The following is a 23,128-nucleotide window of genomic DNA, read 5'->3' on the forward strand; positions in this document are numbered from 1 at the left end:
GTCAGTTGCTCCCCTGCTGCGGCGCGGCGTTACCCGTCTGGCTGGCTTCGTAGTGCTCCAGCTTGCCGCTGTCCTTGAGCGCCTTGGTGACTTCCGGCGGCATGTATTTCTCGTCGTGCTTGGCCAGCACTTCATCGGCGGTCAGCACGCCGGCTTCGTTGATCTTGCCCAGGGCGACGATGCCCTGCCCTTCGCGGAACAGGTCGGGGAGGATGCCGCGGTATTTCACCGTCACTTCCTTGGCGAAGTCGGTGACCACGAATTCCACGTCCAGCGAATCCGCCGAACGCTTGAGCGAGCCCTTCTCCACCATGCCGCCGGCGCGGATGCGCGTGTCGTGCGGAGCCTCGCCGTTGGCGATCTGGGTCGGGGTGTAGAACAGGTTGATGTTTTCCTGCAGGGCCGACAGCGCCAGGCTGACGGCGACGCCAACGCCGGCGACGATGGCGAGGACGATGTACAGACGCTTCTTGCGGACCGGATTCACTTGCTGGCCTCCCGGCGCAGACGACGCGCCTCTTCTTGCAGGTAACGCCGGCGCGCCACGATCGGCGAGACGACGTTGATCGCCAGGACCACCAGGCAGATGGCGTAGGCGGACCACACGTAAGGGCCATGGTGTCCCATGGCGAGGAAATCGGAGAAGGACTCGAAACTACTCATTGCGCGCGCTCCACCACGGCCTTGACCCAGCTCGCGCGGGCTTCGCGCTTGAGCACTTCCAGGCGCATGCGCATCATCAGCACCACGGCGAAGAAGCAGTAGAAACCGGCGACCATCATCAGCAGCGGAATCCACATCTCCGGCGGCATCGGCGGCTTCTCGGTGAGGGTGAAGGTGGCCGGCTGGTGCAGGGTGTTCCACCAGTCCACCGAGTACTTGATGATCGGGATGTTCACCACGCCGACGATGGCCAGCACCGCGCAGGCCTTGGCCGCGCTGTCGCGGTTGGTGATGGCCTGGCCCAGGGCAATGATGCCGAAATAGAGGAACAGCAGGATCAGCATCGAGGTCAGGCGCGCGTCCCAGACCCACCAGGCGCCCCAGGTCGGCTTGCCCCAGATGGCACCGGTGACCAGCGCGACGAAGGTCATCCAGGCGCCGATGGGCGCGGCGCACTGCACGGCGACGTCGGCGATCTTCATCTTCCAGATCAGCCCGACCGCGCCGGCCACGGCCAGCATCACGTAGCAGGACTGGGCGAGGAACGCCGCCGGCACGTGGATATAGATGATCCGGAAGCTGTTGCCCTGCTGGTAGTCCGGCGGCGCGAAGGCCAGGCCCCAGACGGTGCCGGCAACCATCAGCAGGATCGCGGCGACCGCGAACCAGGGCATCCAGCGTCCGCTGATCTCGTAGAACCACTTGGGCGAGCCAAGCTTGTGAAACCAAGTCCAGTTCATCATCAGGCTCTGTAATTCAAAGCTCTAGTCTGCCGCCGGTGCCGCTTCCCAGCCCGGCGATCGTTCGTTCACTCGCCGACGCTGATCTTCAGCCCGGCGGCGATGGCAAAGGGCGTCAGCGTCAATGCTAACGCCGTCAGGCTGGCCAGCCACAGCAGGTGCCCGGCGGTGGGCAGCCCCTGCAGCGAAGCCTGCAGCGCTCCGCTGCCCAGGATCAGCACCGGAATGTAGAGCGGCAGAATCAGCAGGGCCAGCAGCAGGCCGCCGCGCTTGAGGCCAACGGTGAGTGCGGCGCCCACGGCGCCCAGCAGGCTCAGGATCGGCGTCCCCAGCAGCAGCGACAGCAGCAGGTCCGGCAGGCAGCGCGCCGGCAAGCCCAGCATCAGGGCGAACAGCGGCGACAGCAGCACCAGGGCCAGCCCTGAAACCAGCCAGTGTGCCAGCACTTTGGCCAGGACCAGTAGTGGCAGGGGGTGCGGCGAAAGGACCCACTGTTCCAAGGAACCATCCTCGAAATCGCTGCGGAACAGACCGTCCAGCGACAGCAGCACCGCCAGCAGGGCTGCGACCCAGACCAGGCCCGGCGAGAGGTTCTTGAGCATTTCCGATTCGGGACCGACCGCCAGCGGGAACAGCGCGATGACGATGGCGAAGAACACCAAAGGATTAGCCAGCTCCGCCGGACGACGGAACAGCAGGCGCGCTTCGCGGGCGAGCAGCAGGGTGAAGACGTTGCTCATCGCTCCGCCACCTCCCGTGCGTGCTGGCCCAGATCGAGGGCGCGGTAGCCTTGCGGCATGCGCTCCAGGGTGTGGTGGGTGGTCAGCACGACCAGACCACCGCGTTCGCAATGGCCGGCCAGGTGTTCTTCCAGCTGCGCCACGCCCTGCTTGTCCAGGGCGGTGAAGGGTTCGTCGAGGATCCACAGCGGCGGCGCGTCGAGGTACAGGCGAGCCAGGGCCACGCGGCGCTGCTGGCCGGCGGACAGGGTATGGCAGGGAACGTCCTCGAAGCCGCGCAGGCCGACCGCTTCCAGTGCTTGCCAGATGGCGTCGCGGTTGGCCGGCTGGTGCAGGGCGCAGAGCCAGGCGAGGTTCTCTTCGGCGGTCAACAGGCCCTTGATGCCGGCCGCGTGGCCGATCCACAGCAGCAGGCGGGCCAGTTCGTGGCGCTGCTCGGTGAGCGGCCTGCCGTTGAGCAGCACCTCGCCGGCGGTAGGCTGCATCAGCCCGCTGAGCAGACGCAGCAGGCTGGTCTTGCCGCTGCCGTTGGGGCCGACGATCTGTAGCATTTCGCCCGCGCCCAGTCGCAGATCGAGACGCTCGAACAGCATGCGCCAGTCCCGCTCGCAGGCGAGCGCCACGGTTTCGAGGAGGGGATGGGTCAAGGGCATCGGCAACCGTCGGGCAGAAAACAGTCAGTGGTGCAAAAACGCGGCCATACCGCGCGGGCCGCCAAGCACGGCCTCGGGCGGCGCATTATACACAGCCGTTCCTACGCCCGACGTCAGGTTTTTCGACAGGGTGTAACGCGCCTCAGGCGCTGCGCTGAGCGCCCGCGCCGTCGTGATCGAACAGATGCGCCTCTTCGTCGCGGGCAAGGCGGGAATGCATGGTGCTGATCGGCGAGCGCTCCTTCTGCTCGATCAGACTGTGGGTATGTCGCGAGATATAGGAGTGGTTCGCTGGAATATCGCGATTGACGAAGGCCGACGCCCCCACCGAAACGTTGTCACCGATGCGCAGGCCGTCGCCGATGATGCAGACATTGGCACCGAGGCTGACATTGTCACCGATGATGATCGGAGCACTGTCGTCATGTTTCTGGCCGATGGTGGTGTTCTGGAAGATGCTGAAGTTCCTGCCGATCACCGCCTTGCGGGTGATCACGATGCCCACCAGGTGGGGAATGTAGAGCCCTTCGCCGACAGGAATGGTGACCGGAATTTCGATACCGAAGCGTTCGACCAGGCGATCGCCCATGCGCAGGGCGCGCTTCTGCCAGAACTCGCCGGGGCTGGAGTGCAGGTACTGGGCGACACGGAACCAGAACATGTAACGATAGCGGGCGCGCTGTCGGCAGCGACGATGCAGTCGAGTCCAGCTGAAGCGGCTCTGCTCGCCACCCAGGATCTCGATTCGCCACAGTCGTTTCAGTTCCGCAAAGGTCATTGCTGCATTCCACCTGAATCAGCCAGCGATCCATGCGGCAATCAAAACGCAATAGTACTCTGATACCGCCCATCGGCACAAAACAACGCTGCGTCCGCCAGCAGGCAACAATCGCGGCAGTCCTTTCCATACGGGGGATTCGGCACCCCGCGGGCTACCACTGCTGTCATTGTGCCGCTCGATCCTTAACCCTCTCTTAAAGATCCGGACAACTACGGCAAATTGCTGCGAGCGGCCGCCGTCGGCTGAACGGTCTAAAGTGCCCGCAGGCACCGCCGATACACTGGGCGTAATCCCGTCACTCCGCCTACAGGTCCCCGATGCCGAGCGAAATTGGCGCTTCCCGCCCGCTACCGCCCACGCCGCCGCTGCGCAGCACGCAGAGCGCCGCCGAGCTGACGCTCAAGCTCGCGCAGAGCCTGGGCGACCTGCTGCCGCCGGGGGACAAGGCCCATGCCGAAGTACTGGCAGTGCGCGACGGGCAGGTGAATTTCCAGCTGTTGCTGCGGCTGACCATGGCCAGCGGCCAGCAGGCCCTGGTGGTGGCGGAAAGCCCACAGGCCCTGCCCAAGGGCAGCACCCTGCAGCTTTCGACGCTGAACCCGACCAGCCTCGCTGCCACCCTGTTGACCCAGCCCAGCCTCGGTTCGTCAGGCCTGGGTGGCGCCAGCCAGGTGCCACTGGGCAGTCTCGACCTCGACGTCCTGCCGGTGGGCACCCTGATCCAGGGCAAAGTGGATGCCAGCCAACCGCTCGCCTTCGGCAAGGCCGAGCAGGTGGTCTACAAGGTCCTGGTGACACTGCTCAACACGCCGCTGGCCGGGCGCCAGCTGAGCATCGAGTCGCCCAACCCGCTGCCGCTCAACAGCCTCCTCAGCGCCCGCGTGCAGGACCAGCAGGCCCTGCAGTTCCTGCCGATGAACGCGCGCCTGGACCAGCTCGACCTGAGCCTGCAACTCGGCGCCCAGCAAAGCCGCCAGGGCCCGCTGGACGGTCTGTTCAAGGCGCTGCAAGGTGCCGGCAGCAACCCGGACATCAGCCCGGAGCTGCGCCAGTCGGTGGACAAGCTGCTCGGTACGCTGCCGGACATCCGCCAGCTCAGTGATGCCAAGGGCGTCGCCCAGGCCTTCCAGCAAAGCGGTGCGTTCCTGGAAGGGCAGCTGTTGCGCGGCGCAGAGGGTTTTCCCCAGGACCTCAAGGCCAACCTGCTGCGGCTGATTGCGCAGATTCTGCCAACCGTCCAGGGTGGTACGGCGGCCGCGGTACTGGGCAACCTGCCGGGCACCGCCCTTGCCGGTGCCAACAATCTGGCGCAGGCCATGCCGGCATTCGTCCGCAACGCGCTGGGCGTCATCGGCCAGGCCAGTGGGCGCACACCGCCACCGGTCAGCTTTCCGCTGCCCAGCCGGCTGGCCAATGAGCTGGAAGAAGAAGGCGACCTGGAGTCGCTGCTCAAGCTGGCCGCCGCTGCAGTCTCCCGCCTGCAGACCCACCAGTTGGGCAGCCTGGCGCAGAGCGACGTGCTGCCCGACGGCACCGTATTGAATACCTGGCAGCTGGAGATTCCCCTGCGCCATCAACAGCAGATGGTGCCGATCCAGGTGCGTATCCAGCAGGAAGAAAAGGACAGCCCGGCGAGCGAGCGCGAGCAGCAGCCGCGCGAAATGCTCTGGCGAGTCGATCTGGCCTTCGACCTGGACAGCCTTGGCCCGCTGCAGGTCCAGGCCACGCTGGCCCACGGCAGCATCGGCACTCAGCTGTGGGCCGAACGCGCCGCCACCGCCAGCCTGATCGACGGCGAACTGGGCACCCTGCGCCAGCGCCTGAACGACGCAGGCCTCAGCGTGGGCGAGCTGAGCTGCCGCCAGGGCAAGCCGCCCCAGGGCACGCGCACGGCGGTGGAACAACGCTGGGTGGACGAGACCGCATGAAGAAGTCCGCAAAAGCACCGCGCCAGGCGATCGCGCTCAACTATGACGGGCAGAGTGCGCCGACGCTGACCGCCAAGGGCGACGATGAACTGGCGGAAACCATCCTCGCCATCGCTCGCCATCACGAGGTGCCGATCTACGAGAACGGCGAACTGGTGCGCCTGCTGGCGCGCCTGGAGCTGGGCGATGCGATTCCCGAGGCGCTCTACCGCACCATCGCCGAGATAATCGCCTTTGCCTGGTACCTCAAGGGCAAGAGCCCACTGAACGGCCGGCAGGAGACGCCGCCGGACGCGATGCCGCTGTTGCTGGAAGGGCCTGATTCCCGACGCCGGTGAACCACCTCAGCCGCGGCACTCACAGCCGCGGCGAGCAGGAGGCAGGTCGCCGGCCGGGGCGAAGTCGCTGAACTCGCGCACCGACTTGCGGATCGGCTGCTCGTCTTCGCTGTGGTAGAGCACCATGCTGCCGGTCACCTCGCGCAACTGCGCCAGCGAGATCGGCTTGTCCAGCACATCCAGCACCGGCACGCGGTTGGCCCAGGCCCACTGCATCAGGCCGCGCCGCTCCTCCGCGCTGTAGTTACCCACCAGCAGGAACTGGCGGAAGGTGTTGCTCTGGCTCAGCGCCTTCAAGCTCATCAGCTCGTTGGGGCCGGGTCGGAAGTCGTCATGGATGAACAGGCTGTAACGCTGCCGGGTACCAAGTGCCTTGCGCACTTCGTCCAGGTTCAGGCACAGACTCAGGTGGTAGAACTCCAGGCGATTGAGCAGCACGCTGTAGTTCAGCAGCCGGCCGGGGTGCGAGCACAGCACCATGGCCCGACGGGAAATGGTCGCCATATCGGTGGCCTCGAAAAAATTTTGACGAGGCCAATTTAGCGACGAATTGCCGCGATTCTTATCAGACGAGTCCTAATTAGCCGTAGTGAAACTCCTACAACTCAGGAATCCCGATAGACGGTTCCAAACGCGACGGCAGGATCGGATGCAGAACAGGCGCGGCCTTCAGTCCCGCGCCTTGCCCTGATGCAGGCGGGCGACCAGTTCGGCTTCGGCCTGGGACAGGCCGCAGCTCTGGGTCAGGTCTTCGGGGCTGGCGCCCATGCCGACCAGGCGTGCCGCCTGGCTGAAGGACAGGCTGGTCGGGTCACGCTGCTCGATGCGCACCAGGCGCTCGGGCAGCGGCGCGACCTGCTTGTTCAGCTCGCGCAGTTCCTCGCCCATGCGGATGTTGATCTGCTGGTACGACTCGATGCGCTTGCCCTGCTCTTTCAGGCGCTGCTCGAACACCGCCAGCTGCTTGGCCAGCTGCACCGCCTGGGCTTCCTGGGCGCGCTGCCGGCCGGACAGCCAGACGCAGGCCATCGCCAGGCCCACGCAGGCGATACCGAGCACCACCAGAGCGATCAGCACCTCAGATGCTCTCCAGCTCCGACCACTCTTCCTCGGTCATCATCTTGTCCAGCTCGACCAGGATCAGCAGCTCGCCGTTCTTGTTGCAGACGCCCTGGATGAACTTGGCCGATTCCTCGTTACCGACGTTCGGCGCGGTCTCGATCTCGGACTGGCGCAGGTAGACGACCTCGGCGACGCTGTCGACCAGGATGCCGACGACCTGCTTGTCGGCTTCGATGATGACGATGCGGGTGTTGTCCGAGACCGGCGCCGGGTCCAGGCCGAAGCGCTGGCGGGTGTCGATCACGGTGACCACGTTGCCACGCAGGTTGATGATGCCCAGCACGTAGCTCGGGGCACCCGGGACCGGCGCGATCTCGGTGTAGCGCAGCACTTCCTGGACCTGCATCACATTGATGCCGTAGGTCTCGTTGTCCAGGCGGAAGGTGACCCACTGCAGAATCGGATCTTCGGCACCTTGCGCTGACGTTTTCTTCATATCCCCTCGCCTCTTCTGGTTCCGCGCCGCCTGCGGCGCGGAGGTTGTCTGTCGTATTCGGTTAGTGCTGCAGGCGCTTGGCCGCGCCGCTGGCGATCAGTTCGGCAAGTGCCGAGACGTCGAGCAGTGCGCACATCTGGTCGATCACCGTGCCGGCCAGCCACGGGCGTTGCTGGCGCTGGCTGCGCCACTTCACCTCGGACGGGTCCAGGCGCACCGAGCGGCTGACCTGATGCACGGCCAGCCCCCACTCGTAGCCCTGCACGGAAATCACGTACTGCAGCCCATCGCGGTAGTCGTCGCGGTAGCGCTCGGGCATGACCCAGCGCGCGGTGTCGAGCACCTTCAGGTTGCCGTTCTGGCCCGGCAGGATGCCGAGGAACCAGTCGGGCTGGCCGAACAGCGGGGTCAGGTCGTGCCCCGCCAGCGGGTAAATGGAGCCCAGGCAAACCAGCGGCACGGCCAGGGTCAGCCCGGCGACGTCGAACAGCAGGCACTCGAAGGGCTCGGCGGCCCACACCGGGCGACCGTCGTCGAGCAGCTTGAGTGGCGCGGCGGGCATCTCGGCGCTGCCGGGCTGGTGCAGGTCGATGACCTGGGCCAGTTGCGCCGGCGGCTCATCGGCCACCGGCGCTTCGCTGAGCGGAGCCTCCGGCTCGGGCAGGCGCAGCTCGGCCACCGGAACGCGGGCCACCGGTTCACGGGCGGCCACGTTCAGGCGCGCATCGCGGACCTGCTCTTCGAGCACGGCCGCTTCGAATTCATCCAGGCTGACGCTGGTTTCCGGCGCCTGCGCGACCGCCGCCTGGGGCTCGGCAGTGAGCGGAACGACGGGTTCGCTGACCACCAGCGCCACCGGGGCGACCGGAGTCGGGACAACGGGTGCAACGACAGGCTGCGCCACCGGTTCCGGGGCGAAGTCTTCGAAAGTGGCCTCCTGCAGCAGCGCGTCCAGGTAGGACTGCAGCGCGAGCTGGGGGCGCGTGGCGGTAGCGGAACGACTCATGATGGATAACCGCGCAAGGTGACTGTCCAGCCTATCGGCAGCGGGCGCGCCGCTCTTGAGCGCATCCGTCGGATTCTTTCGTTCTGGCGCGCCATGCTCACGCTACCTGACTCGCCGGCACATGGGCCAGCAGATGCTTGAGCAGCGCGCGGTAGGCGATTACCCCACGGCTGTTGCCGTCGTTGCGCGAGGGCACGGTGCCCAGGCGGCTGGCGTCACGCAGCTTGGTATCCACCGGGATGAACGCCTGCCAGAGGGTGTCGGGGTAGGTATCGCGCAGCACCCGCAGGGTGCCCAGCGAGGCCTGGGTACGGCGGTCGAACAGGGTCGGCACGATGGTGAACGGCAGCGCCTGCTTGCGCGAGCGGTTGACCATCTTCAGCGTGTTGACCATGCGCTCCAGCCCCTTGAGGGCTAGGAACTCGGTCTGCACCGGGATCACCAGGTGCTGGCTGGCCGCCATGGCGTTGACCATCAGCACGCCCAGCAGCGGCGGGCTGTCGATGATCGCGTAGTCGAATTCGTTCCACAGCTGCGCCAGGCTCTTGGCGATCACCAGGCCCAGGCCGTTCTGCCCGGGCGACTGGCGCTCCAGGGTGGCCAGCGCGGTGCTCGACGGCAGCAGGCGGATGTTCTCGTGGCTGGTGGGCAGCAGCAGCGACTCGGGCAGTCCCTCGGGCACGTTGCCCTGGTGCAGGAACAGATCGAACACGCTGTGCTCCAGGGTGTCCGGATCATGGCCGAAGTAGCTGGTCATCGAGCCATGGGGGTCCAGGTCGACGATCAGCACGCGCTTGCCGGCATCTGCCAGCAGGCCCGCCAAGGCGATGGAGGATGTGGTCTTGCCGACGCCACCTTTCTGGTTGGCTACCGCCCAGACTTTCATAGTGCTGGCTCCCCGCAGGCCGTGGTTCGGATCAGGGTTTTCATATCGTTCAGTCCCCTGCCGATGACGAAGAATTGACGGCGCCACTGCCGGGCGCCTCGCTGGCAATCACTGGTGCAGATTGCGTGCCAGCATGCCGCAACGCAGGGTCCGGCTGTGCCTTGCCACTGCCCACCCCGCTGATGCTGCGGCGCACCTCCAGGTTGCGGGAGATCACCAGCACCACCCGGCGGTTGCGTGCGCGGCCATCCGCCGTGGCATTGTCCGCCACTGGCTGGAATTCGCCATAGCCCACCGCCGCCAGCCGACCGGCGTCGAGGCCATCCTGGGCGAGCATGCGGACGATGCTGGCGGCGCGCGCCGCGGACAGCTCCCAGTTGGTCGGGTACTGCGAATTATGGATCGGCACGTTGTCGGTGAAGCCTTCGACGTGCACCGGGTTGCGGTAAGGCGCCAGAATCCTGGCGACCTTCTCGATGATCTCGAAGGCAGCGTCATTGGGAATCGCATCGCCGCTGGGGAACAGCAGGCTGGAATTGAGGGTGATCTCGATCCAGAACTCGTTGCCGCGTACCGACAGCTGGTCGGTGGAAATCAGGTCGCCGAAGGCCTGGCGCACGCTGTCGCTGATCTGCTGCAGGGTGTCGGGATTGCTCTGGGCCTGGCCGTCGTCCTGCGGCTCGTTGAGCGACTGGTCCGGCTGCTGGGTGCGCGGGCGCTCCTCGCCAACCGGAATCGGGCGGATCGAGCGGTCCGGCTGGTTGAACACCCCGGTCAGGGTTTCCGAGAGGATCTTGTACTTGCCCTCGTTGATCGAGGAGATCGAGTACATCACCACGAAGAAGGCAAACAGCAGGGTGATGAAGTCCGCGTAGGACACCAGCCAGCGTTCGTGATTCTCGTGCTCCTCATGGCGTCTGCGGCGAGGCATGCGCATCCCCTCCTCCTCAGCCGACGAAGCCTTGCAGCTTCAGCTCGATGGAGCGCGGGTTCTCACCCTCGGCGATGGACAGCAGGCCCTCCATGAGCATCTCGCGGTAGCACGACTGGCGCAGCACGATGCTTTTCAGCTTGTTGCCGATGGGCAACAGCAGCAGGTTGGCCAGGCCCACGCCGTAGATGGTGGCGACGAAGGCCACGGCGATACCGTTCCCCAGCTGACTGGGGTCGGCGAGGTTGCCCATCACGTGGATCAGGCCCATCACCGCGCCGATGATGCCGATGGTTGGCGAGTAGCCGCCCATGGCCTCGAACACCTTGGCGGCAGCCAGGTCGCGGCTTTCCTGGTTGAACAGATCGACTTCGAGGATGCTGCGGATGGCCTCGGGCTCGGTACCGTCCACCAGCAGTTGCAGACCCTTGCGCGCATAGGGGTCGCGCTCGGCGTCGGCGACGGTCTCCAGGCCCAGCAGGCCTTCCTTGCGCGCCGTCATGCTCCAGCCGACCACATGGTTGATGCCGCCGACCAGGTCCACCCTGGGCGGCAGGACCATCCAGCGCAGCATGGTCACGGCGCGCTTGAGCACCGCAACCGGGGTCTGCAGCAGTGCGGCGGCCAGGGTGCCCCCCACCACGATCAGTGCCGCCGGGCCGTTGGCCAGGGCACCGACGTGCCCGCCCTCGAGGAAGTTGCCACCGATGATGGCAACCAGCGCGAGGATCAGGCCGACCAGGCTGAGGACATCCATCAGCCGCAGGCCTCGGTCAGGTGGCGGCCGATGTCGTCCAGGCTGTACACCGCGTCGGCCAGGCCGGCCTTGGCGATGGCCATGGGCATGCCGTAGATCACGCAGCTGGCTTCATCCTGCGCCCACACCTGGGCGCCGCCCTGCTTGAGCATGCGCGCGCCTTCGCGGCCGTCGGCGCCCATGCCGGTGAGCACCACCGCGAGGACCTTGTCGCCATAGGCCTTGGACGCGGAACCGAAGGTCACGTCGACACAGGGTTTGTAGTTCAGGCGCTCGTCACCGGGCAGGATGCGGATCGCACCGCGGGCGTCGACCATCATCTGCTTGCCGCCGGGGGCCAGCAGGGCCACGCCGGGACGCAGGATGTCGCCATCCTCGGCTTCCTTGACGGTGATCCTGCACAGCTTGTCCAGGCGCTCGGCAAAAGCCTTGGTGAAGGCCGCCGGCATGTGCTGGATCAGCACCAGCGGTGCGGGGAAGTTGGCAGGCAGCTGGGTCAGGACCCGCTGCAGCGCCACCGGCCCACCGGTCGAAGTGCCGATGGCTACCAGCCGGTAGGGCTTACGCTTTGGGGCGGCGGAAGTCGCCGGGGCCGGCGCGTGACTGGCGCCCGACGAAGCGGGAGCGGCCGGGCGCGCACTGCTGGCGGCGGGAGTCGAGGCGGGAGCGGCCGGGCTCGACGAGTACGAAGAGTACGCGGCGAAGCGGCGGTTGCTCTTGGCGATGGTGTGGACCTTCTCGCACAGCAGCTGGCGGACCTTGTCCGGGTTGCGCGAGATGTCCTCGAAATTCTTCGGCAGGTAGTCGACGGCGCCGGCGTCCAGCGCGTCCAGGGTCACCCGCGCGCCCTCGTGGGTCAGCGAGGAGAACATCAGGACCGGCGTCGGGCAGCGCTGCATGATGGTCCGCACGGCGGTAATGCCGTCCATCAGCGGCATCTCGTAGTCCATGGTGATCACGTCGGGCTTGAGCGCCAGCGCCTGATCGATCGCCTCGCGGCCATTGGTTGCCGTGCCGACCACCTGGATCTGCGGGTCAGCCGAAAGAATCTCCGAGACGCGGCGGCGGAAGAACCCCGAATCGTCCACCACCAGGACTTTGACAGCCATAGACACTCCTGAAAAAAACTTCTTCCATCACACGGGCGGGCCCTGCGGCCCGCCCATGGCGGTCAGATACGACGGGCGTAGCGCTTGAGCATGCTCGGCACGTCGAGGATCAGCGCAATGCGCCCGTCCCCGGTAATGGTCGCCCCCGCCATGCCCGGCGTGCCCTGCAGCATCTTGCCCAGCGGCTTGATCACCACCTCTTCCTGGCCCACCAGCTGGTCGACCACGAAGCCGATGCGCTGGGTGCCCACGGAGAGGATCACCACGTGGCCCTCACCCGGCTCGTCATACTGCGCGCCCGGCACCAGCCAGCGCTTGAGGTAGAACAGCGGCAGGGCCTTGTCGCGGACGATCACCACTTCCTGGCCGTCGACCACGTTGGTATTCGACAGGTCGAGGTGGAAGATCTCGTTGACGTTGACCAGCGGGAAGGCGAAGGCCTGGTTGCCCAGCATCACCATCAGGGTCGGCATGATCGCCAGGGTCAGCGGGACCTTGATGACGATCTTCGAGCCCTGGCCCTTGGTCGAGTAGATGTTGATGATGCCGTTGAGCTGGGAAATCTTGGTCTTCACCACGTCCATGCCGACACCACGGCCGGAGACGTCGGAAATCTCGGTCTTGGTCGAGAAGCCCGGGGCGAAGATCAGGTTGTAGCAGTCGGACTCGGACAGGCGATCGGCCGCGTCCTTGTCCAGCAGGCCCTTCTCCACGGCCTTGGCGCGCAGGATGTCCGGGTCCATGCCTTTGCCGTCGTCGGAGATCGACAGCAGGATGTGGTCGCCTTCCTGCTCGGCGGACAGCACCACTTTGCCCGAACGCGATTTGCCGGCGGCCTCGCGCTCGTCGGGGCCTTCGATGCCATGGTCAACCGCGTTGCGCACCAGGTGCACCAGCGGGTCGGCCAGGGCTTCGACCAGGTTCTTGTCCAGGTCGGTCTCTTCGCCGATCAGCTCGAGGTTGATCTCTTTCTTCAGATTGCGCGCCAGGTCGCGGACCTGCCGCGGGAAGCGGCCGAAGACCTTCTTGATCGGCTGCATGCGGGTCTTCATGACCGACGACTGCAGGTCGGCGGTGACCACGTCGAGGTTGGAGACGGCCTTGGCCATCGCCTCGTCGCCGCTGTTCAGGCCCAGGCGCACCAGACGGTTACGCACCAGCACCAGTTCGCCGACCATGTTCATGATCTCGTCCAGGCGGGCGGTGTCCACGCGCACGGTGGTTTCCGCTTCGTTGGCCGGTTTCTCCGCAGCGGCAGCGGCGGGCTTGGCAGCAGCGGCAGGCTTGGCAGCTGCCGGCGCCGGAGCAGCGGCGGGCTTGGGCGCAGGCGCAGCAGCCGCCTTGGGCTGGGCGGCCACCACCGGCTCTTCCTTCGCGCCGGTGAACTGGCCCTTGCCGTGCAGCTCGTCGAGCAGCTTCTCGAATTCGTCGTCGGTGATGTTGTCGTCGCCGCCGGCAGCCGGAGCTTCCTCGGGCTTGACCTCGGCAGCAGCAGCCTCGACGGGAGCGGCGGCTTCTTCCTTCGCACCGGTGAACTGGCCCTTGCCGTGCAGCTGGTCGAGCAGCGCTTCGAACTCGTCGTCGCTGATCTCGTCGCCAGCGCCCGCGGCGGGCGCTTCGGCAACGGGTGCCGGAGCCGCGCTGACGGGCTCCTTGGCAGCAGCGCTGAACTGGCCCTTGCCGTGCAGCTGGTCGAGCAGCGCTTCGAATTCGTCGTCGGTGATGTCGTCGCCACCACTGCCAACCGGCGCGACAGGCGCCTCGGCGGTGGGTTCAAGGGCATCCATCAGCTTCTCGAACTCGGCATCGGTGATGTCGCCATAGGCGGCCGCAGCGACCGGAGCCTCTTCCACGACCGGCTCGACTGCAGCCGGAGCGGGGGCTTCGGCAGGAGCGGCGTTCGGGTCGGCCAGACGCGACAGCGCCGCCAGCAGCTCGGGAGTGGCCGGCGTCGGTTCCTCGGCGTCACGCACCTGCTGGAACATGACGTTGACGGTATCCAGCGCCTGCAGCATCACGTCCATCAGCTCGGCATCCACGCGGCGTTCGCCCTTGCGCAGCATGTCGAAGACGTTTTCGGCGATGTGGCAGCACTCCACCAGCGCATTCAGCTGGAGGAAGCCGGCACCACCTTTGACGGTATGGAACCCACGGAAGATTGCATTGAGCAGGTCCATGTCATCCGGGCGGCTTTCCAGCTCGACCAGTTGTTCGGACAGTAGCTCGAGAATCTCGCCGGCCTCCACCAGGAAGTCCTGGAGGATTTCGTCATCGGCGTCGAAGCTCATTCGGTGCTCCCTCTACAGCGTCAGCGGACGCTTAAAAACCAAGGCTGGACAACAGGTCATCGACATCGTCCTGACCGGATACGACGTCCTTTCTTGTATCGGCAGCAATCTGCGGACCTTCACCCTTGGACGATCTTTCTTTTTCCACCGCGTCGCGCATGCTCTCGTGGTCATGCTCGATGCCGGCGTAGCGATCGACCTGCCCCGCCATCCAGACCAGCTTCACCAGGTTCGACTCGACCTCGGTCACCAGCTTGGTGACGCGCTTGATCACTTGCCCGGTAAGGTCCTGGAAGTCCTGCGCGAGCAGGATGTCGTTCAGGTGCGCGGAAAGTTTGCGGCTGTCCTGGGCACTGATGTAGAGGAACTGCTCGACACGCTTGGCCAGGTCACGGAAGGCCTCGGGGCCCAGCTCGCGACGCATGAAACGCGACCAGTCTTCCTGCAGCTCCTTGGCCTGGGTCTCGATGTGCATGACCACCGGGGTGCACTCTTCCACCAGGTCCATGGTGCGATTGGCCGCTTTCTCGGTCATCGTCACCACATAGGACAGGCGGTCGGTCGCGTCGGCAATCTGCGAGACTTCCTGGGCGCGCGGCGAGCTGGGGTCGATCTGGAAGTTGACGATGGCGTTGTGCAGCTCACGGGTGAGTTTCCCCACCTCCTGGTAGAGCCCGCGATCGCGCGCCTGGTTGAGCTCGGAGATCAGCTGCACGGCGGTCTGTACGTCGCCCTGCTCGAGGCAGTCGACCAATTCGCGCGCGTGTTTTTTCAGGGTCGACTCGAAGTCACCCGCGGATTCGTTGAAATCCATGACGCCCTCTTGGTCAGCCTCAGCTGCCGACCCGCTCGAAAATCTTCTCGATCTTTTCTTTCAGCACCTGAGCGGTGAAAGGCTTGACCACATAGCCGTTGACCCCGGCCTGGGCCGCTTCGATGATCTGGTCGCGCTTGGCTTCGGCGGTGACCATCAATACCGGCAGGTGCTTCAGACGCTCGTCGGCGCGGACCGCACGCAGCAGGTCGATGCCGGTCATGCCGGGCATGTTCCAGTCGGTAACGAGGAAGTCGAAGTTGCCACTGTGCAGCATCGGCAGCGCAGTGGTGCCGTCGTCGGCTTCTGCGGTGTTGGTGAACCCCAGGTCCCGCAGGAGGTTCTTGATGATGCGCCTCATCGTGGAAAAGTCGTCCACGATGAGAATTTTCATGTTCTTGTCCAAACCTGCCTCCATCGATACCAAACGCGCCCTGGCGGGCGTGCCGTCAATTCATCGAGCGTCGTGCGCTCTTCGCTGTGGGCGCGTCAAAGGAACGTCACCCAAGAATTCGTAAGCCTATAACTTGCCTAAGGAAAATCCCTTCAGCACTGCCTCTCAGGAGCAGCCGACGCGAAACTACCCGATGCTCAGCGAGCGCGCCACTCCGCCAAGCGCGAACGCAGGCGCGCGGCGCACTGGCTGTGCAGCTGGCTGACGCGGGATTCGCTGACGCCCAGCACTTCGCCGATCTCCTTGAGGTTGAGTTCCTCGTCGTAGTACAGCGCCAGCACCAGTCGCTCACGCTCGGGCAACTTGGTGATGGCGTCGGCCAGGGCCGCCTGGAAGCGCTCGTCTTCCAGGCCGTGGGATGGCTCGTTGTCGTGGTGCGAAGCGTCTTCGGCGAAGCCGCCGCCCTGGTCGCCGTCCTGCAACATGTCATCGAAGCTGTACAGTCGGCTGCCCTGGGTGTCGCTGAGGATGCCGTAATAATCTTCGAGGCTCATATTGAGTTCGGCAGCAACCTCCTGATCTTTAGCGTCGCGTCCGGTGCGCGCTTCGACGGCACGGATGGCGTCGCTGACCATGCGGGTGTTGCGGTGGACCGAACGCGGGGCCCAGTCGCCCTTGCGCACCTCGTCGAGCATGGCGCCGCGGATGCGGATGCCGGCGTAGGTTTCGAAGCTCGCGCCCTTGCCCTGGTCGTATTTCTTCGCAGCCTCCAGCAGGCCGATCATGCCGGCCTGCATCAGGTCCTCCACCTGCACGCTGGCCGGCAGACGGCCGAGCAGGTGGTAGGCGATGCGCTTCACCAGCGGGGCGTGTTTCTGGATCAGCAGTTCCTGGGAGTTGTGCGCCTGTGCCTTGCTGTACATACGCGCTCCGGAGGCCGCGGTCATACGGCCGAACCCGTGGGATGTTGCACCAGGCGCTCGACGAAGAACTCCAGGTGCCCTCGTGGGTTGGCCGGCAGCGGCCAGCTGTCGACCTTCTGCGCCACCGCACGGAAGGCCAGGGAAGCCTTGCTGCGCGGGAACGCCTCATACACCGAACGCTGCTTCTGCACGGCCTTGCGCACCGACTCGTCGTAGGGAATGGCGCCGACGTACTGCAGCGCCACGTCCAGGAAACGGTCGGTGACCTTGGTCAGCTTGGCGAACAGGTTGCGGCCCTCCTGGGGGCTGTGGGCCATGTTCGCCAGCACGCGGAAACGCGTCATGCCGTAATCGCGGTTGAGCAGCTTGATCAAAGCATAGGCATCGGTGATGGACGTGGGTTCATCGCAGACGACCAGCAGCACTTCCTGGGCGGCACGCACGAAGCTCACCACCGAGTCGCCGATGCCGGCGGCGGTGTCCACCACCAGCACGTCGATGTTGTCGCTGATGTCGCTGAAGGCCTGGATCAGGCCGGCGTGCTGCATCGGCGTGAGGTGCACCATGCTCTGGGTGCCCGAGGCCGCCGGGACGATGCGAATGCCGCCGGGGCCCTGGAGGATCACGTCACGCAGGTCGCATTCGCCTTCGATGACGTCGGCCAGCGTGCGCTTGGGCGACAGTCCCAGCAGCACGTCGACGTTGGCCAGGCCCAGGTCGGCATCCAGCAGCATGACGCGGCGGCCGAGATCGGCCAGCGCCAGCGACAGATTCACCGACACGTTGGTCTTGCCCACGCCACCCTTGCCACCGGTGACTGCGATTACCTGAACGGGATGCATACCCATATCAATACCTTGTCTCGTCGTTCGACCGTCACGCATCGGCGTTTCGGCTAATCCGGCTGCAGTGCTCCACCGCCTCCGGCGCTCGCGGATCTGCTAACAGAGCATCCGCATCGCTTGGGCAGCCCAACCGGCCGCCCCACGCCCCACCCGGGGCTCACAATCTTCAGCTGGCGCGACGCACCGGCTGCTGGTAAAGGCCGGCGAACATGTCCGCCATGGCATCCTCGCAGGGCTCTTCGGGCGACTGCAGGCTCACCGCACGGCTGACCAGTTGGTGCGCGCGTGCCACATGCAGGTCATCCGGGATCTTCGGCCCGTCAGCCAGATAGGCTACCGGTAGATGCTGGCTGATAGCCAGAGCCAGAGCTTCGCCGAGGCTTCCCGCTTCGTCCAGCTTGGTCAGGATGCACCCGGCCAGCCCACAGGAACGATAGTTCTGCCAGGCGGACTTGAGCACCTGGCTCTGGCTGGTCGCGGCCAGCACGAGGTAATTCTTCACGTTCAGGCTCAGCGACGACAGCGCTTCGAGCTGCATGCGCAGTGCCGGATCGTTGGCGGGCAGGCCGGCGGTATCGATCAGCACCAGGCGCTTGCGTGCCAGCGGGGCCATGGCCTGGATCAGCGACTGGCCCGGATCGACCAGGGTCACCGGCACGTTGAGAATGCGGCCCAGGGTCTTGATCTGCTCCTGGGCACCGATACGGAAGCTGTCCATGGACACCAGGGCGATGCTCTGCGCGCCGTATTTCAGCACGTAGCGCGCCGCCAGCTTGGCCAGGGTGGTGGTCTTGCCCATGCCGGCCGGGCCGACCAGGGCAACCACGCCGCCCTGCTCCAGCAGGTCGATTTCCGGGGTGTTGATCGAGCGCGCCAGGTGCGCCAGCAGCATGCGCCAGGCCTGCTTCGGATCGGCGATGGAAGCCACGCGCTCCAGCAGGTTGCGCGACAGGTCGGCCGGCAGCCCCATGCGCTGCAGGCGACGCCACAGGCCGGCCTGTTTCGGACGCTGGTTCTGCAGCTGGTTCCAGGCGATGGAGCCCAGCTGCACTTCGATCAGTTCGCGCAGGCCGTTGAGTTCGAAGCGCATGGCTTCCAGCGCCTGCTGGCCGGCAGCGGCCGGCGCCGGGGCAACCGGTGCGTCCATGGCGGCGGCCAGGGTCTCGGCGGCGCTGCGACGCGGTTTCTCGGTGCCGTACATTTGACGGTCGCCGCGCACGCCATCGCTGGCACGGCTGGGAGCCGACAGATCGGCCCTGGCCTGGGCAATCTTCGCCTGGGTCTTGCGCAGCTCGGCTTCCAGTGCCGGGTTCGGCTTGCTGGCCGCTACCGGGGCCTGGTAATCCAGCGCCGCGGTCAGCTCAACGCCGCCAGCGACACGGCGATTGCCAATGATCGAAGCGTCCGGGCCCAGCTCGTCACGGACCAGTTTCATGGCCTGACGCATATCAGCGGCGAAGAAGCGTTTTACCTGCATGGCCTCGGACCTCAATCAGTTCTGCCCAACGGTGGCAACGATCGTGACTTGTTTGTTGTCGGGGATTTCCTGGTAAGCCAGCACGTTCATGGTGGGAACCGCCATCCGGGCGAATCGCGACATCATCGCGCGGATGGGACCTGCCACCAGCAGAATCGCCGGCTTGCCGAGCATCTCCTGACGCTGCGCCGCTTCAACCATCGAGCGTTGCAGCTTTTCGGCCATTCCGGGTTCCAGCAACATGCCTTCTTCGGAGCCCTGTCCGGCCTTCTGAAGACTATTGAGCAATATCTGTTCCAACCTGGGTTCCAGAGTGATCACAGGCAGCTCCGGCTCTAGTCCCACAATGGTTTGCACGATTGCGCGGGACAGCGCGACGCGAACTGCCGCCACCATCGCGGCGGGATCTTGACTCTTCACCGCCACGTTGGCGATGGCTTCCGCGATGGTACGGATGTCACGTACCGGCACCTGTTCCTGCAGCAGCGCCTGAAGGACCTTGAGCAGCGTCGACAGGGAAATCATCCCTGGCACCAGCTCTTCGGCGAGCTTGGGCGACGTCTTGGCCAGCAGCTGCATCAATTGCTGGACTTCCTCATGGCCGAGCAGCTCATGGGCGTGCTTGTGCAGCACCTGGTTCAGGTGGGTGGCGACCACGGTGCTGGCATCCACCACGGTGTAGCCCAGGGACTGCGCCTGGTCGCGCTGCGAGGCCTCGATCCAGACGGCCTCCAGGCCGAAGGCCGGGTCCTTGCCGGCGATGCCGTTGAGGGTGCCGAACACCTGGCCGGGGTTGATCGCCAGGTCGCGGTCCGGATAGATCTCGGCTTCCGCCACGCTGACGCCCATGAGCGTCAGACGATAGGCGTTGGGCAGCAAATCGAGGTTGTCGCGGATGTGTACCGACGGCATCAGGAAGCCCAGGTCCTGGGACAGCTTCTTGCGCACCCCCTTGATCCGCGCCAGCAGCTGGCCGCCCTGGTTGCGGTCCACCAGCGGAATCAGTCGGTAGCCTACTTCCAGGCCGACCATATCCACCGGGGTCACGTCGTCCCAACCCAGCTCCTTGGTCTGCTCGGCGCGCTGGGCGGGCAGCAGTTCCTGCTGGGTCTGGGCTTCCTGTTCGGCCTTCTGGGTGGCCTTGCGCTGGCGCTGCCAGATCATCCAGGCGCCGCCGGCAGCCAGGCCGCCGAGGCCGACGAAGGACACGTGCGGCATGCCCGGGACCAGGCCCATGGCGATCAGGATGATGGCGGAGATGGCCAGCGCCTTGGGCGAGGCGAACATCTGCCGGTTGACCTGCTGGCCCATGTCCTCGGAGCTGGAGACACGGGTCACCATGATGGCGGCGGCGGTCGACAGCAGCAGCGAGGGCAGCTGCGCCACCAGACCGTCACCGATGGTCAGCAGGGCATAGACCTTGCCGGCGTCGCCGAAGCTCATCGCGTGCTGGATCATGCCGATGGCCACGCCACCGATGAGGTTGATGAAGAGGATCAGCAGGCCGGCGACGGCGTCACCGCGGACGAATTTGCTGGCACCGTCCATGGAACCGTAGAAGTCGGCCTCCTGGGCCACTTCAGCGCGGCGCTTCTTGGCCTCCGCCTGCTCGATCAGGCCGGCGTTGAGGTCGGCGTCGATGGCCATCTGCTTGCCGGGCATGGCGTCGAGGGTGAAACGCGCGCTCACCTCGGAGATGCGGCCGGCACCCTTGGTGACCACCACGAAGTTGATGATCATGAGGATCGCGAAGACCACGATACCGACGACGTAGTTGCCGCCGATCACCACTTCGCCGAACGCCTGGATCACCTTGCCCGCGGCCGCGTGGCCGTCGTGGCCGTGGAGCAGCACGACGCGGGTGGACGCGACGTTCAGCGCCAGGCGCAGCAGGGTGGCGACCAGCAGGATGGTCGGGAACACGGCGAAGTCCAGCGGGCGCAGGGCGTACACGCTGACCAGCAGGACGACGATGGACAGGGCGATGTTGAAGGTGAACAGCACATCCAGCAGGAACGGCGGGATGGGCAGGGTCATCATCGCCAGCATGGCGAGCAACAGCAGCGGCACACCGAGGTTGCCCCGGCTTAGCCCTACCAGATTGCTGCGAACAGTGCCGATCAGTTGCGTACGATCCACCCGAATTTCCCCTGCGCGTTGGTGACCGAGGCGGCCACCGGATCAAACTTTTGACGCCCAACCGGGCATCCGCACAGGGTTTTGCAGGAAGCGTTCCAACTTCTTCGAAACGGTTTCAGGAACTGTCTCTCACCAGTTTGAAGGTGCCGTCCTTGAAGCTGCCCGCCACCGCGCAGGTGGATTGGTTTGCGTCGCTTCGCGCCTCGAAACGGTAGTGGCCGGACATCACGCCGTACTCGGTGTCGTCCTCGCTGCGAACGATCTCCACGCGGTCGATCACCAGCTCGCCATGACTGGCCCGCAGGGCGTCTTCGGGCATCTCCTGGAAGAGTACCGCCGCGCCCTCCCTCAGCCTCGCCCGGCCCTCACGCTGCGGAGCGATGGCGTAGCGCCCGGAAAGCTTCGACGGGTCACGGCGCAACTGGTCCTGTGCGGTGGTCAGGTGGAATTGCGCAGTGAGCGTCGCCGGGTGACCGCCCTGCCCCTGCACCGCCAGCGGCACGCCGACCACCAGCTGGTTGTCGCCGCTGAGCTGGGCGACGTAGAGCGAGCCCCACCAGCGATCCGTCACCTGGGCCTCATGCTGTGTGCCGCAGACCTGCAGGCGGTACTGCGTCGTCGGCGTGTCGGGCGCGCAAGCGCCGCACAGGCCAATCCCCACGGCCATCGCCAGAACCCTGAAACAGCCCCTTTCGCTCATCGTCCTTCTCCGTGCAGCGTCCCGGCGCGCGAGGGCTGGCGCCCTCGCCTCGAAGGTTCGACCGGTGCTTCCCGGCGAAAGGTTCCCCTGTCTTAAGGCCGGTCACCAGCTCCCGGACGCACCGCCCCCGCCACTGGAACCACCGCCGCCGGAGAACCCGCCGCCCGAACTGCCACCGGACGATCCGCTCGAAGAACTGCCGCCCGAGCTCGAACTGCTGCCCGCGCCGCCCTGCCCCGCGGCGAACACCACCAGCCCCGGCAGGCACATGAAGGGCAGCACCAGCAGCCAGTTCAGCGGGGCCGCCAGCGCACCGGCGAAGCAGCCGATCAGCAGGTACAGGCCGATGAATACCCCCAGGCGCCAGTAGAAAGCCTTATGCCCGACTGCCGCCTGGCTGGCCTTGCGGCCTTTGCGCCGCTTGCGCGGCCCGCGCCAGACCTCGCGCATCATCGAGACCAGCAGCCACCAGAGGCCGATGACCATCGCCACACCCAGCGGAGCCGCCAGCGCATAGACCCACAGCAGGCCGCCGAAGCGCGGCGTCAGGAAGCCGAGCAGGATGCAGTAGGCGATCAGCCCCAGCACGCTGTAGAACACCACCCGCGCCGTCCACAACGCGCCGAAGGTAGCGCCGCCGACCAGCAAGCAGATCGGCGTGACGGCAACCACTCCCAGCGCATCCTGACCGCCCGCCAGCAGTGCCACCAGCACGACCACCACCGCGCAGAACGCCAGAGCGCCGCGCCAGCCCATCCGCCGTGCGACGAGCAGCACGCCACCCACCCCACCGGCCACGAAGGACGCCAGCAGCAGCCAGGCCTCCAGCGGGAAGCTCAAGGGTTCCGGCGTCGGCTCCGACAGCGCCTCGCCATCGACCAGCAGGATCAGCGCATCCACCGCCGACTCGATGCCGCCGGCATAGTCGTCCTGACGGAAGGCCGGCGCCATGCGCTCGCGGATGATGCGCCCGGCCAGCACATCGGGAATCGCGCCCTCCAGGCCATAGCCGACCTCGATGCGCATCAGGTGGTCGTCCTTCGCCACCACCAGCAGCACGCCGTCGTCGACGCCCTTGCGGCCGAGCTTCCAGAGGTTGAAGAGTTTGTGGGAGAAGGCCTCGATGCCCATCGTGCCGACGGTTGGAAGCATGACCACGGCGATCTGCGCACCGCGGCGATCTTCCAGGGCCTTGAGCTTGTCGATCAGATGGGACTTGGCGGCGGGATCGAGGGTGCCGGTGACGTCCACCACGCGCTCGTTCAGCGGCAGCAGTACACCGCCGTCGGCTGGCGAGTCTGCCCAGACGGGCTGGAAGCAGGTGAAGAGACAGAGCAACAGCCAGAACGCGAAGCGCAGGCCGGCGAAGGAGTCCCGAAGCATGAAACGTTTCCTCGGCTGAACAGGCCGCCCGGAGCCTTCGACGCCGGGCACGAGCCGACCATCCTACTGCACGCC

The 23,128-nt window shown here is 65.9% G+C and carries 25 protein-coding genes; 2 read left to right on the forward strand and 23 right to left on the reverse strand.

The features are described 5' to 3' along the window. Window position 1: 1 nt before the first annotated feature. The 6 genes from ccmE to J2T47_RS26335 form a co-directional block, all read right to left on the reverse strand. The gene (ccmE, locus tag J2T47_RS26310) at window positions 2–487 is read right to left on the reverse strand and encodes a cytochrome c maturation protein CcmE (protein ID WP_253453311.1); all 486 of its coding nucleotides are present in this window, start codon (window positions 485–487) and stop codon (window positions 2–4) included. Then, window positions 484–663: a heme exporter protein CcmD gene (gene ccmD, locus J2T47_RS26315; RefSeq protein ID WP_253453313.1), complete on the reverse strand. Its 180-nt coding sequence runs from the start codon at window positions 661–663 to the stop codon at window positions 484–486. Before ccmD ends, ccmE begins: the two co-directional genes overlap by 4 nt. Next, complete coding sequence (locus J2T47_RS26320; protein WP_253453314.1) at window positions 660–1,406, reverse strand: heme ABC transporter permease; 747 nt, start codon at window positions 1,404–1,406, stop codon at window positions 660–662. The genes ccmD and J2T47_RS26320 overlap by 4 nt, the downstream gene beginning before the upstream one ends. 65 nt (window positions 1,407–1,471) lie before the next feature. After that, window positions 1,472–2,143, reverse strand: a complete 672-nt coding sequence (gene ccmB / locus J2T47_RS26325; RefSeq protein WP_017520311.1) for a heme exporter protein CcmB — start codon at window positions 2,141–2,143, stop codon at window positions 1,472–1,474. Beyond that, a complete protein-coding gene (ccmA, locus tag J2T47_RS26330; protein ID WP_253453317.1) occupies window positions 2,140–2,796 on the reverse strand; it encodes a cytochrome c biogenesis heme-transporting ATPase CcmA in 657 nt (218 codons plus the stop codon). Before ccmA ends, ccmB begins: the two co-directional genes overlap by 4 nt. Before the next feature lie 142 nt (window positions 2,797–2,938). After that, the gene (locus J2T47_RS26335; RefSeq protein WP_253453319.1) at window positions 2,939–3,574 is read right to left on the reverse strand and encodes a serine acetyltransferase; all 636 of its coding nucleotides are present in this window, start codon (window positions 3,572–3,574) and stop codon (window positions 2,939–2,941) included. A gap of 320 nt (window positions 3,575–3,894) precedes the next feature. Between J2T47_RS26335 and J2T47_RS26340 the strand changes: the two genes are divergently transcribed. Together J2T47_RS26340 and J2T47_RS26345 are read left to right on the forward strand one after the other, a co-directional pair. Then, window positions 3,895–5,505 carry a flagellar hook-length control protein FliK gene (locus tag J2T47_RS26340; protein ID WP_253453321.1) on the forward strand — a complete coding sequence of 537 codons (1,611 nt, stop codon included), beginning with the start codon at window positions 3,895–3,897 and terminating at the stop codon, window positions 5,503–5,505. Next, complete coding sequence (locus J2T47_RS26345) at window positions 5,502–5,843, forward strand: EscU/YscU/HrcU family type III secretion system export apparatus switch protein (protein WP_253453323.1); 342 nt, start codon at window positions 5,502–5,504, stop codon at window positions 5,841–5,843. The genes J2T47_RS26340 and J2T47_RS26345 overlap by 4 nt, the downstream gene beginning before the upstream one ends. Window positions 5,844–5,849: 6 nt before the next feature. On the opposite strand, the gene J2T47_RS26350 is transcribed toward J2T47_RS26345, so the two are convergent. The 17 genes from J2T47_RS26350 to J2T47_RS26430 all read right to left on the reverse strand — a co-directional run bounded on the left by J2T47_RS26350 (window position 5,850) and on the right by J2T47_RS26430 (window position 23,053). Continuing rightward, complete coding sequence (locus J2T47_RS26350) at window positions 5,850–6,347, reverse strand: hypothetical protein (RefSeq protein ID WP_253453325.1); 498 nt, start codon at window positions 6,345–6,347, stop codon at window positions 5,850–5,852. A 165-nt stretch (window positions 6,348–6,512) separates the two neighbouring features. Beyond that, window positions 6,513–6,872, reverse strand: a complete 360-nt coding sequence (locus J2T47_RS26355; protein ID WP_167523289.1) for a DUF2802 domain-containing protein — start codon at window positions 6,870–6,872, stop codon at window positions 6,513–6,515. A gap of 49 nt (window positions 6,873–6,921) precedes the next feature. Continuing rightward, window positions 6,922–7,401: a chemotaxis protein CheW gene (locus J2T47_RS26360; protein ID WP_015476565.1), complete on the reverse strand. Its 480-nt coding sequence runs from the start codon at window positions 7,399–7,401 to the stop codon at window positions 6,922–6,924. Between the two features lie 61 nt (window positions 7,402–7,462). Beyond that, window positions 7,463–8,407: a CheW domain-containing protein gene (locus J2T47_RS26365; protein WP_253453326.1), complete on the reverse strand. Its 945-nt coding sequence runs from the start codon at window positions 8,405–8,407 to the stop codon at window positions 7,463–7,465. A gap of 97 nt (window positions 8,408–8,504) precedes the next feature. Further along, window positions 8,505–9,293 (reverse strand): ParA family protein, encoded by a 789-nt coding sequence (locus tag J2T47_RS26370; protein WP_151187830.1) that lies wholly within the window; start codon window positions 9,291–9,293, stop codon window positions 8,505–8,507. A 49-nt stretch (window positions 9,294–9,342) separates the two neighbouring features. Continuing rightward, window positions 9,343–10,224: a flagellar motor protein MotD gene (motD, locus tag J2T47_RS26375; protein ID WP_192290976.1), complete on the reverse strand. Its 882-nt coding sequence runs from the start codon at window positions 10,222–10,224 to the stop codon at window positions 9,343–9,345. A 16-nt stretch (window positions 10,225–10,240) separates the two neighbouring features. Beyond that, window positions 10,241–10,981 carry a flagellar motor protein gene (locus J2T47_RS26380; RefSeq protein WP_253453327.1) on the reverse strand — a complete coding sequence of 247 codons (741 nt, stop codon included), beginning with the start codon at window positions 10,979–10,981 and terminating at the stop codon, window positions 10,241–10,243. Next, window positions 10,981–12,090, reverse strand: a complete 1,110-nt coding sequence (locus J2T47_RS26385; RefSeq protein WP_253453328.1) for a protein-glutamate methylesterase/protein-glutamine glutaminase — start codon at window positions 12,088–12,090, stop codon at window positions 10,981–10,983. The genes J2T47_RS26380 and J2T47_RS26385 overlap by 1 nt, the downstream gene beginning before the upstream one ends. Window positions 12,091–12,152: 62 nt before the next feature. Then, on the reverse strand, window positions 12,153–14,378 hold the full coding sequence (locus J2T47_RS26390; protein ID WP_253453329.1) for a chemotaxis protein CheA: 2,226 nt from the start codon (window positions 14,376–14,378) through the stop codon (window positions 12,153–12,155). A gap of 31 nt (window positions 14,379–14,409) precedes the next feature. Then, window positions 14,410–15,192, reverse strand: coding sequence for a protein phosphatase CheZ (locus J2T47_RS26395; protein ID WP_045212054.1), 783 nt, complete (start codon window positions 15,190–15,192; stop codon window positions 14,410–14,412). Between the two features lie 19 nt (window positions 15,193–15,211). Beyond that, window positions 15,212–15,586 (reverse strand): chemotaxis response regulator CheY, encoded by a 375-nt coding sequence (locus J2T47_RS26400; protein WP_085988857.1) that lies wholly within the window; start codon window positions 15,584–15,586, stop codon window positions 15,212–15,214. Between the two features lie 197 nt (window positions 15,587–15,783). Beyond that, entirely contained in the window at window positions 15,784–16,533 is a 750-nt protein-coding gene (gene fliA / locus J2T47_RS26405) for an RNA polymerase sigma factor FliA (protein ID WP_045212057.1), read from the reverse strand. After that, entirely contained in the window at window positions 16,530–17,357 is an 828-nt protein-coding gene (gene fleN / locus J2T47_RS26410; protein ID WP_017520297.1) for a flagellar synthesis regulator FleN, read from the reverse strand. The genes fliA and fleN overlap by 4 nt, the downstream gene beginning before the upstream one ends. 163 nt (window positions 17,358–17,520) lie before the next feature. Continuing rightward, window positions 17,521–18,831, reverse strand: coding sequence for a flagellar biosynthesis protein FlhF (flhF, locus tag J2T47_RS26415; protein ID WP_253453330.1), 1,311 nt, complete (start codon window positions 18,829–18,831; stop codon window positions 17,521–17,523). Window positions 18,832–18,846: 15 nt separating this feature from the next. Beyond that, window positions 18,847–20,970, reverse strand: coding sequence for a flagellar biosynthesis protein FlhA (gene flhA / locus J2T47_RS26420; RefSeq protein ID WP_253453332.1), 2,124 nt, complete (start codon window positions 20,968–20,970; stop codon window positions 18,847–18,849). 115 nt (window positions 20,971–21,085) lie between these two features. Beyond that, complete coding sequence (locus J2T47_RS26425; protein WP_253453334.1) at window positions 21,086–21,637, reverse strand: hypothetical protein; 552 nt, start codon at window positions 21,635–21,637, stop codon at window positions 21,086–21,088. A 135-nt stretch (window positions 21,638–21,772) separates the two neighbouring features. Further along, a complete protein-coding gene (locus J2T47_RS26430) occupies window positions 21,773–23,053 on the reverse strand; it encodes a TPM domain-containing protein (protein WP_253453336.1) in 1,281 nt (426 codons plus the stop codon). Between the last annotated feature and the right edge of the window lie 75 nt (window positions 23,054–23,128).

Source organism: Pseudomonas nitroreducens, assembly GCF_024170165.1.
GTDB classification, from domain to species: Bacteria; Pseudomonadota; Gammaproteobacteria; order Pseudomonadales; family Pseudomonadaceae; genus Pseudomonas; species Pseudomonas nitroreducens_C.

What these genes read in the sequence shown, in the direction of transcription:
- ccmD (WP_253453313.1), bottom strand. Translation starts at nt 663, where the DNA reads ATGAGTAGTTTCGAGTCCTTCTCCGATTTCCTCGCCATGGGACACCAT.
- J2T47_RS26320 (WP_253453314.1), bottom strand. Translation starts at nt 1,406, where the DNA reads ATGATGAACTGGACTTGGTTTCACAAGCTTGGCTCGCCCAAGTGGTTC.
- ccmB (WP_017520311.1), bottom strand. Translation starts at nt 2,143, where the DNA reads ATGAGCAACGTCTTCACCCTGCTGCTCGCCCGCGAAGCGCGCCTGCTG.
- ccmA (WP_253453317.1), bottom strand. Translation starts at nt 2,796, where the DNA reads ATGCCCTTGACCCATCCCCTCCTCGAAACCGTGGCGCTCGCCTGCGAG.
- J2T47_RS26335 (WP_253453319.1), bottom strand. Translation starts at nt 3,574, where the DNA reads ATGACCTTTGCGGAACTGAAACGACTGTGGCGAATCGAGATCCTGGGT.
- J2T47_RS26340 (WP_253453321.1), top strand. Translation starts at nt 3,895, where the DNA reads ATGCCGAGCGAAATTGGCGCTTCCCGCCCGCTACCGCCCACGCCGCCG.
- J2T47_RS26345 (WP_253453323.1), top strand. Translation starts at nt 5,502, where the DNA reads ATGAAGAAGTCCGCAAAAGCACCGCGCCAGGCGATCGCGCTCAACTAT.
- J2T47_RS26350 (WP_253453325.1), bottom strand. Translation starts at nt 6,347, where the DNA reads ATGGCGACCATTTCCCGTCGGGCCATGGTGCTGTGCTCGCACCCCGGC.
- J2T47_RS26355 (WP_167523289.1), bottom strand. Translation starts at nt 6,872, where the DNA reads ATGGCCTGCGTCTGGCTGTCCGGCCGGCAGCGCGCCCAGGAAGCCCAG.
- J2T47_RS26360 (WP_015476565.1), bottom strand. Translation starts at nt 7,401, where the DNA reads ATGAAGAAAACGTCAGCGCAAGGTGCCGAAGATCCGATTCTGCAGTGG.
- J2T47_RS26365 (WP_253453326.1), bottom strand. Translation starts at nt 8,407, where the DNA reads ATGAGTCGTTCCGCTACCGCCACGCGCCCCCAGCTCGCGCTGCAGTCC.
- J2T47_RS26370 (WP_151187830.1), bottom strand. Translation starts at nt 9,293, where the DNA reads ATGAAAGTCTGGGCGGTAGCCAACCAGAAAGGTGGCGTCGGCAAGACC.
- motD (WP_192290976.1), bottom strand. Translation starts at nt 10,224, where the DNA reads ATGCCTCGCCGCAGACGCCATGAGGAGCACGAGAATCACGAACGCTGG.
- J2T47_RS26380 (WP_253453327.1), bottom strand. Translation starts at nt 10,981, where the DNA reads ATGGATGTCCTCAGCCTGGTCGGCCTGATCCTCGCGCTGGTTGCCATC.
- J2T47_RS26385 (WP_253453328.1), bottom strand. Translation starts at nt 12,090, where the DNA reads ATGGCTGTCAAAGTCCTGGTGGTGGACGATTCGGGGTTCTTCCGCCGC.
- J2T47_RS26390 (WP_253453329.1), bottom strand. Translation starts at nt 14,378, where the DNA reads ATGAGCTTCGACGCCGATGACGAAATCCTCCAGGACTTCCTGGTGGAG.
- J2T47_RS26395 (WP_045212054.1), bottom strand. Translation starts at nt 15,192, where the DNA reads ATGGATTTCAACGAATCCGCGGGTGACTTCGAGTCGACCCTGAAAAAA.
- J2T47_RS26400 (WP_085988857.1), bottom strand. Translation starts at nt 15,586, where the DNA reads ATGAAAATTCTCATCGTGGACGACTTTTCCACGATGAGGCGCATCATC.
- fliA (WP_045212057.1), bottom strand. Translation starts at nt 16,533, where the DNA reads ATGACCGCGGCCTCCGGAGCGCGTATGTACAGCAAGGCACAGGCGCAC.
- fleN (WP_017520297.1), bottom strand. Translation starts at nt 17,357, where the DNA reads ATGGGTATGCATCCCGTTCAGGTAATCGCAGTCACCGGTGGCAAGGGT.
- flhF (WP_253453330.1), bottom strand. Translation starts at nt 18,831, where the DNA reads ATGCAGGTAAAACGCTTCTTCGCCGCTGATATGCGTCAGGCCATGAAA.
- J2T47_RS26425 (WP_253453334.1), bottom strand. Translation starts at nt 21,637, where the DNA reads ATGGCCGTGGGGATTGGCCTGTGCGGCGCTTGCGCGCCCGACACGCCG.
- J2T47_RS26430 (WP_253453336.1), bottom strand. Translation starts at nt 23,053, where the DNA reads ATGCTTCGGGACTCCTTCGCCGGCCTGCGCTTCGCGTTCTGGCTGTTG.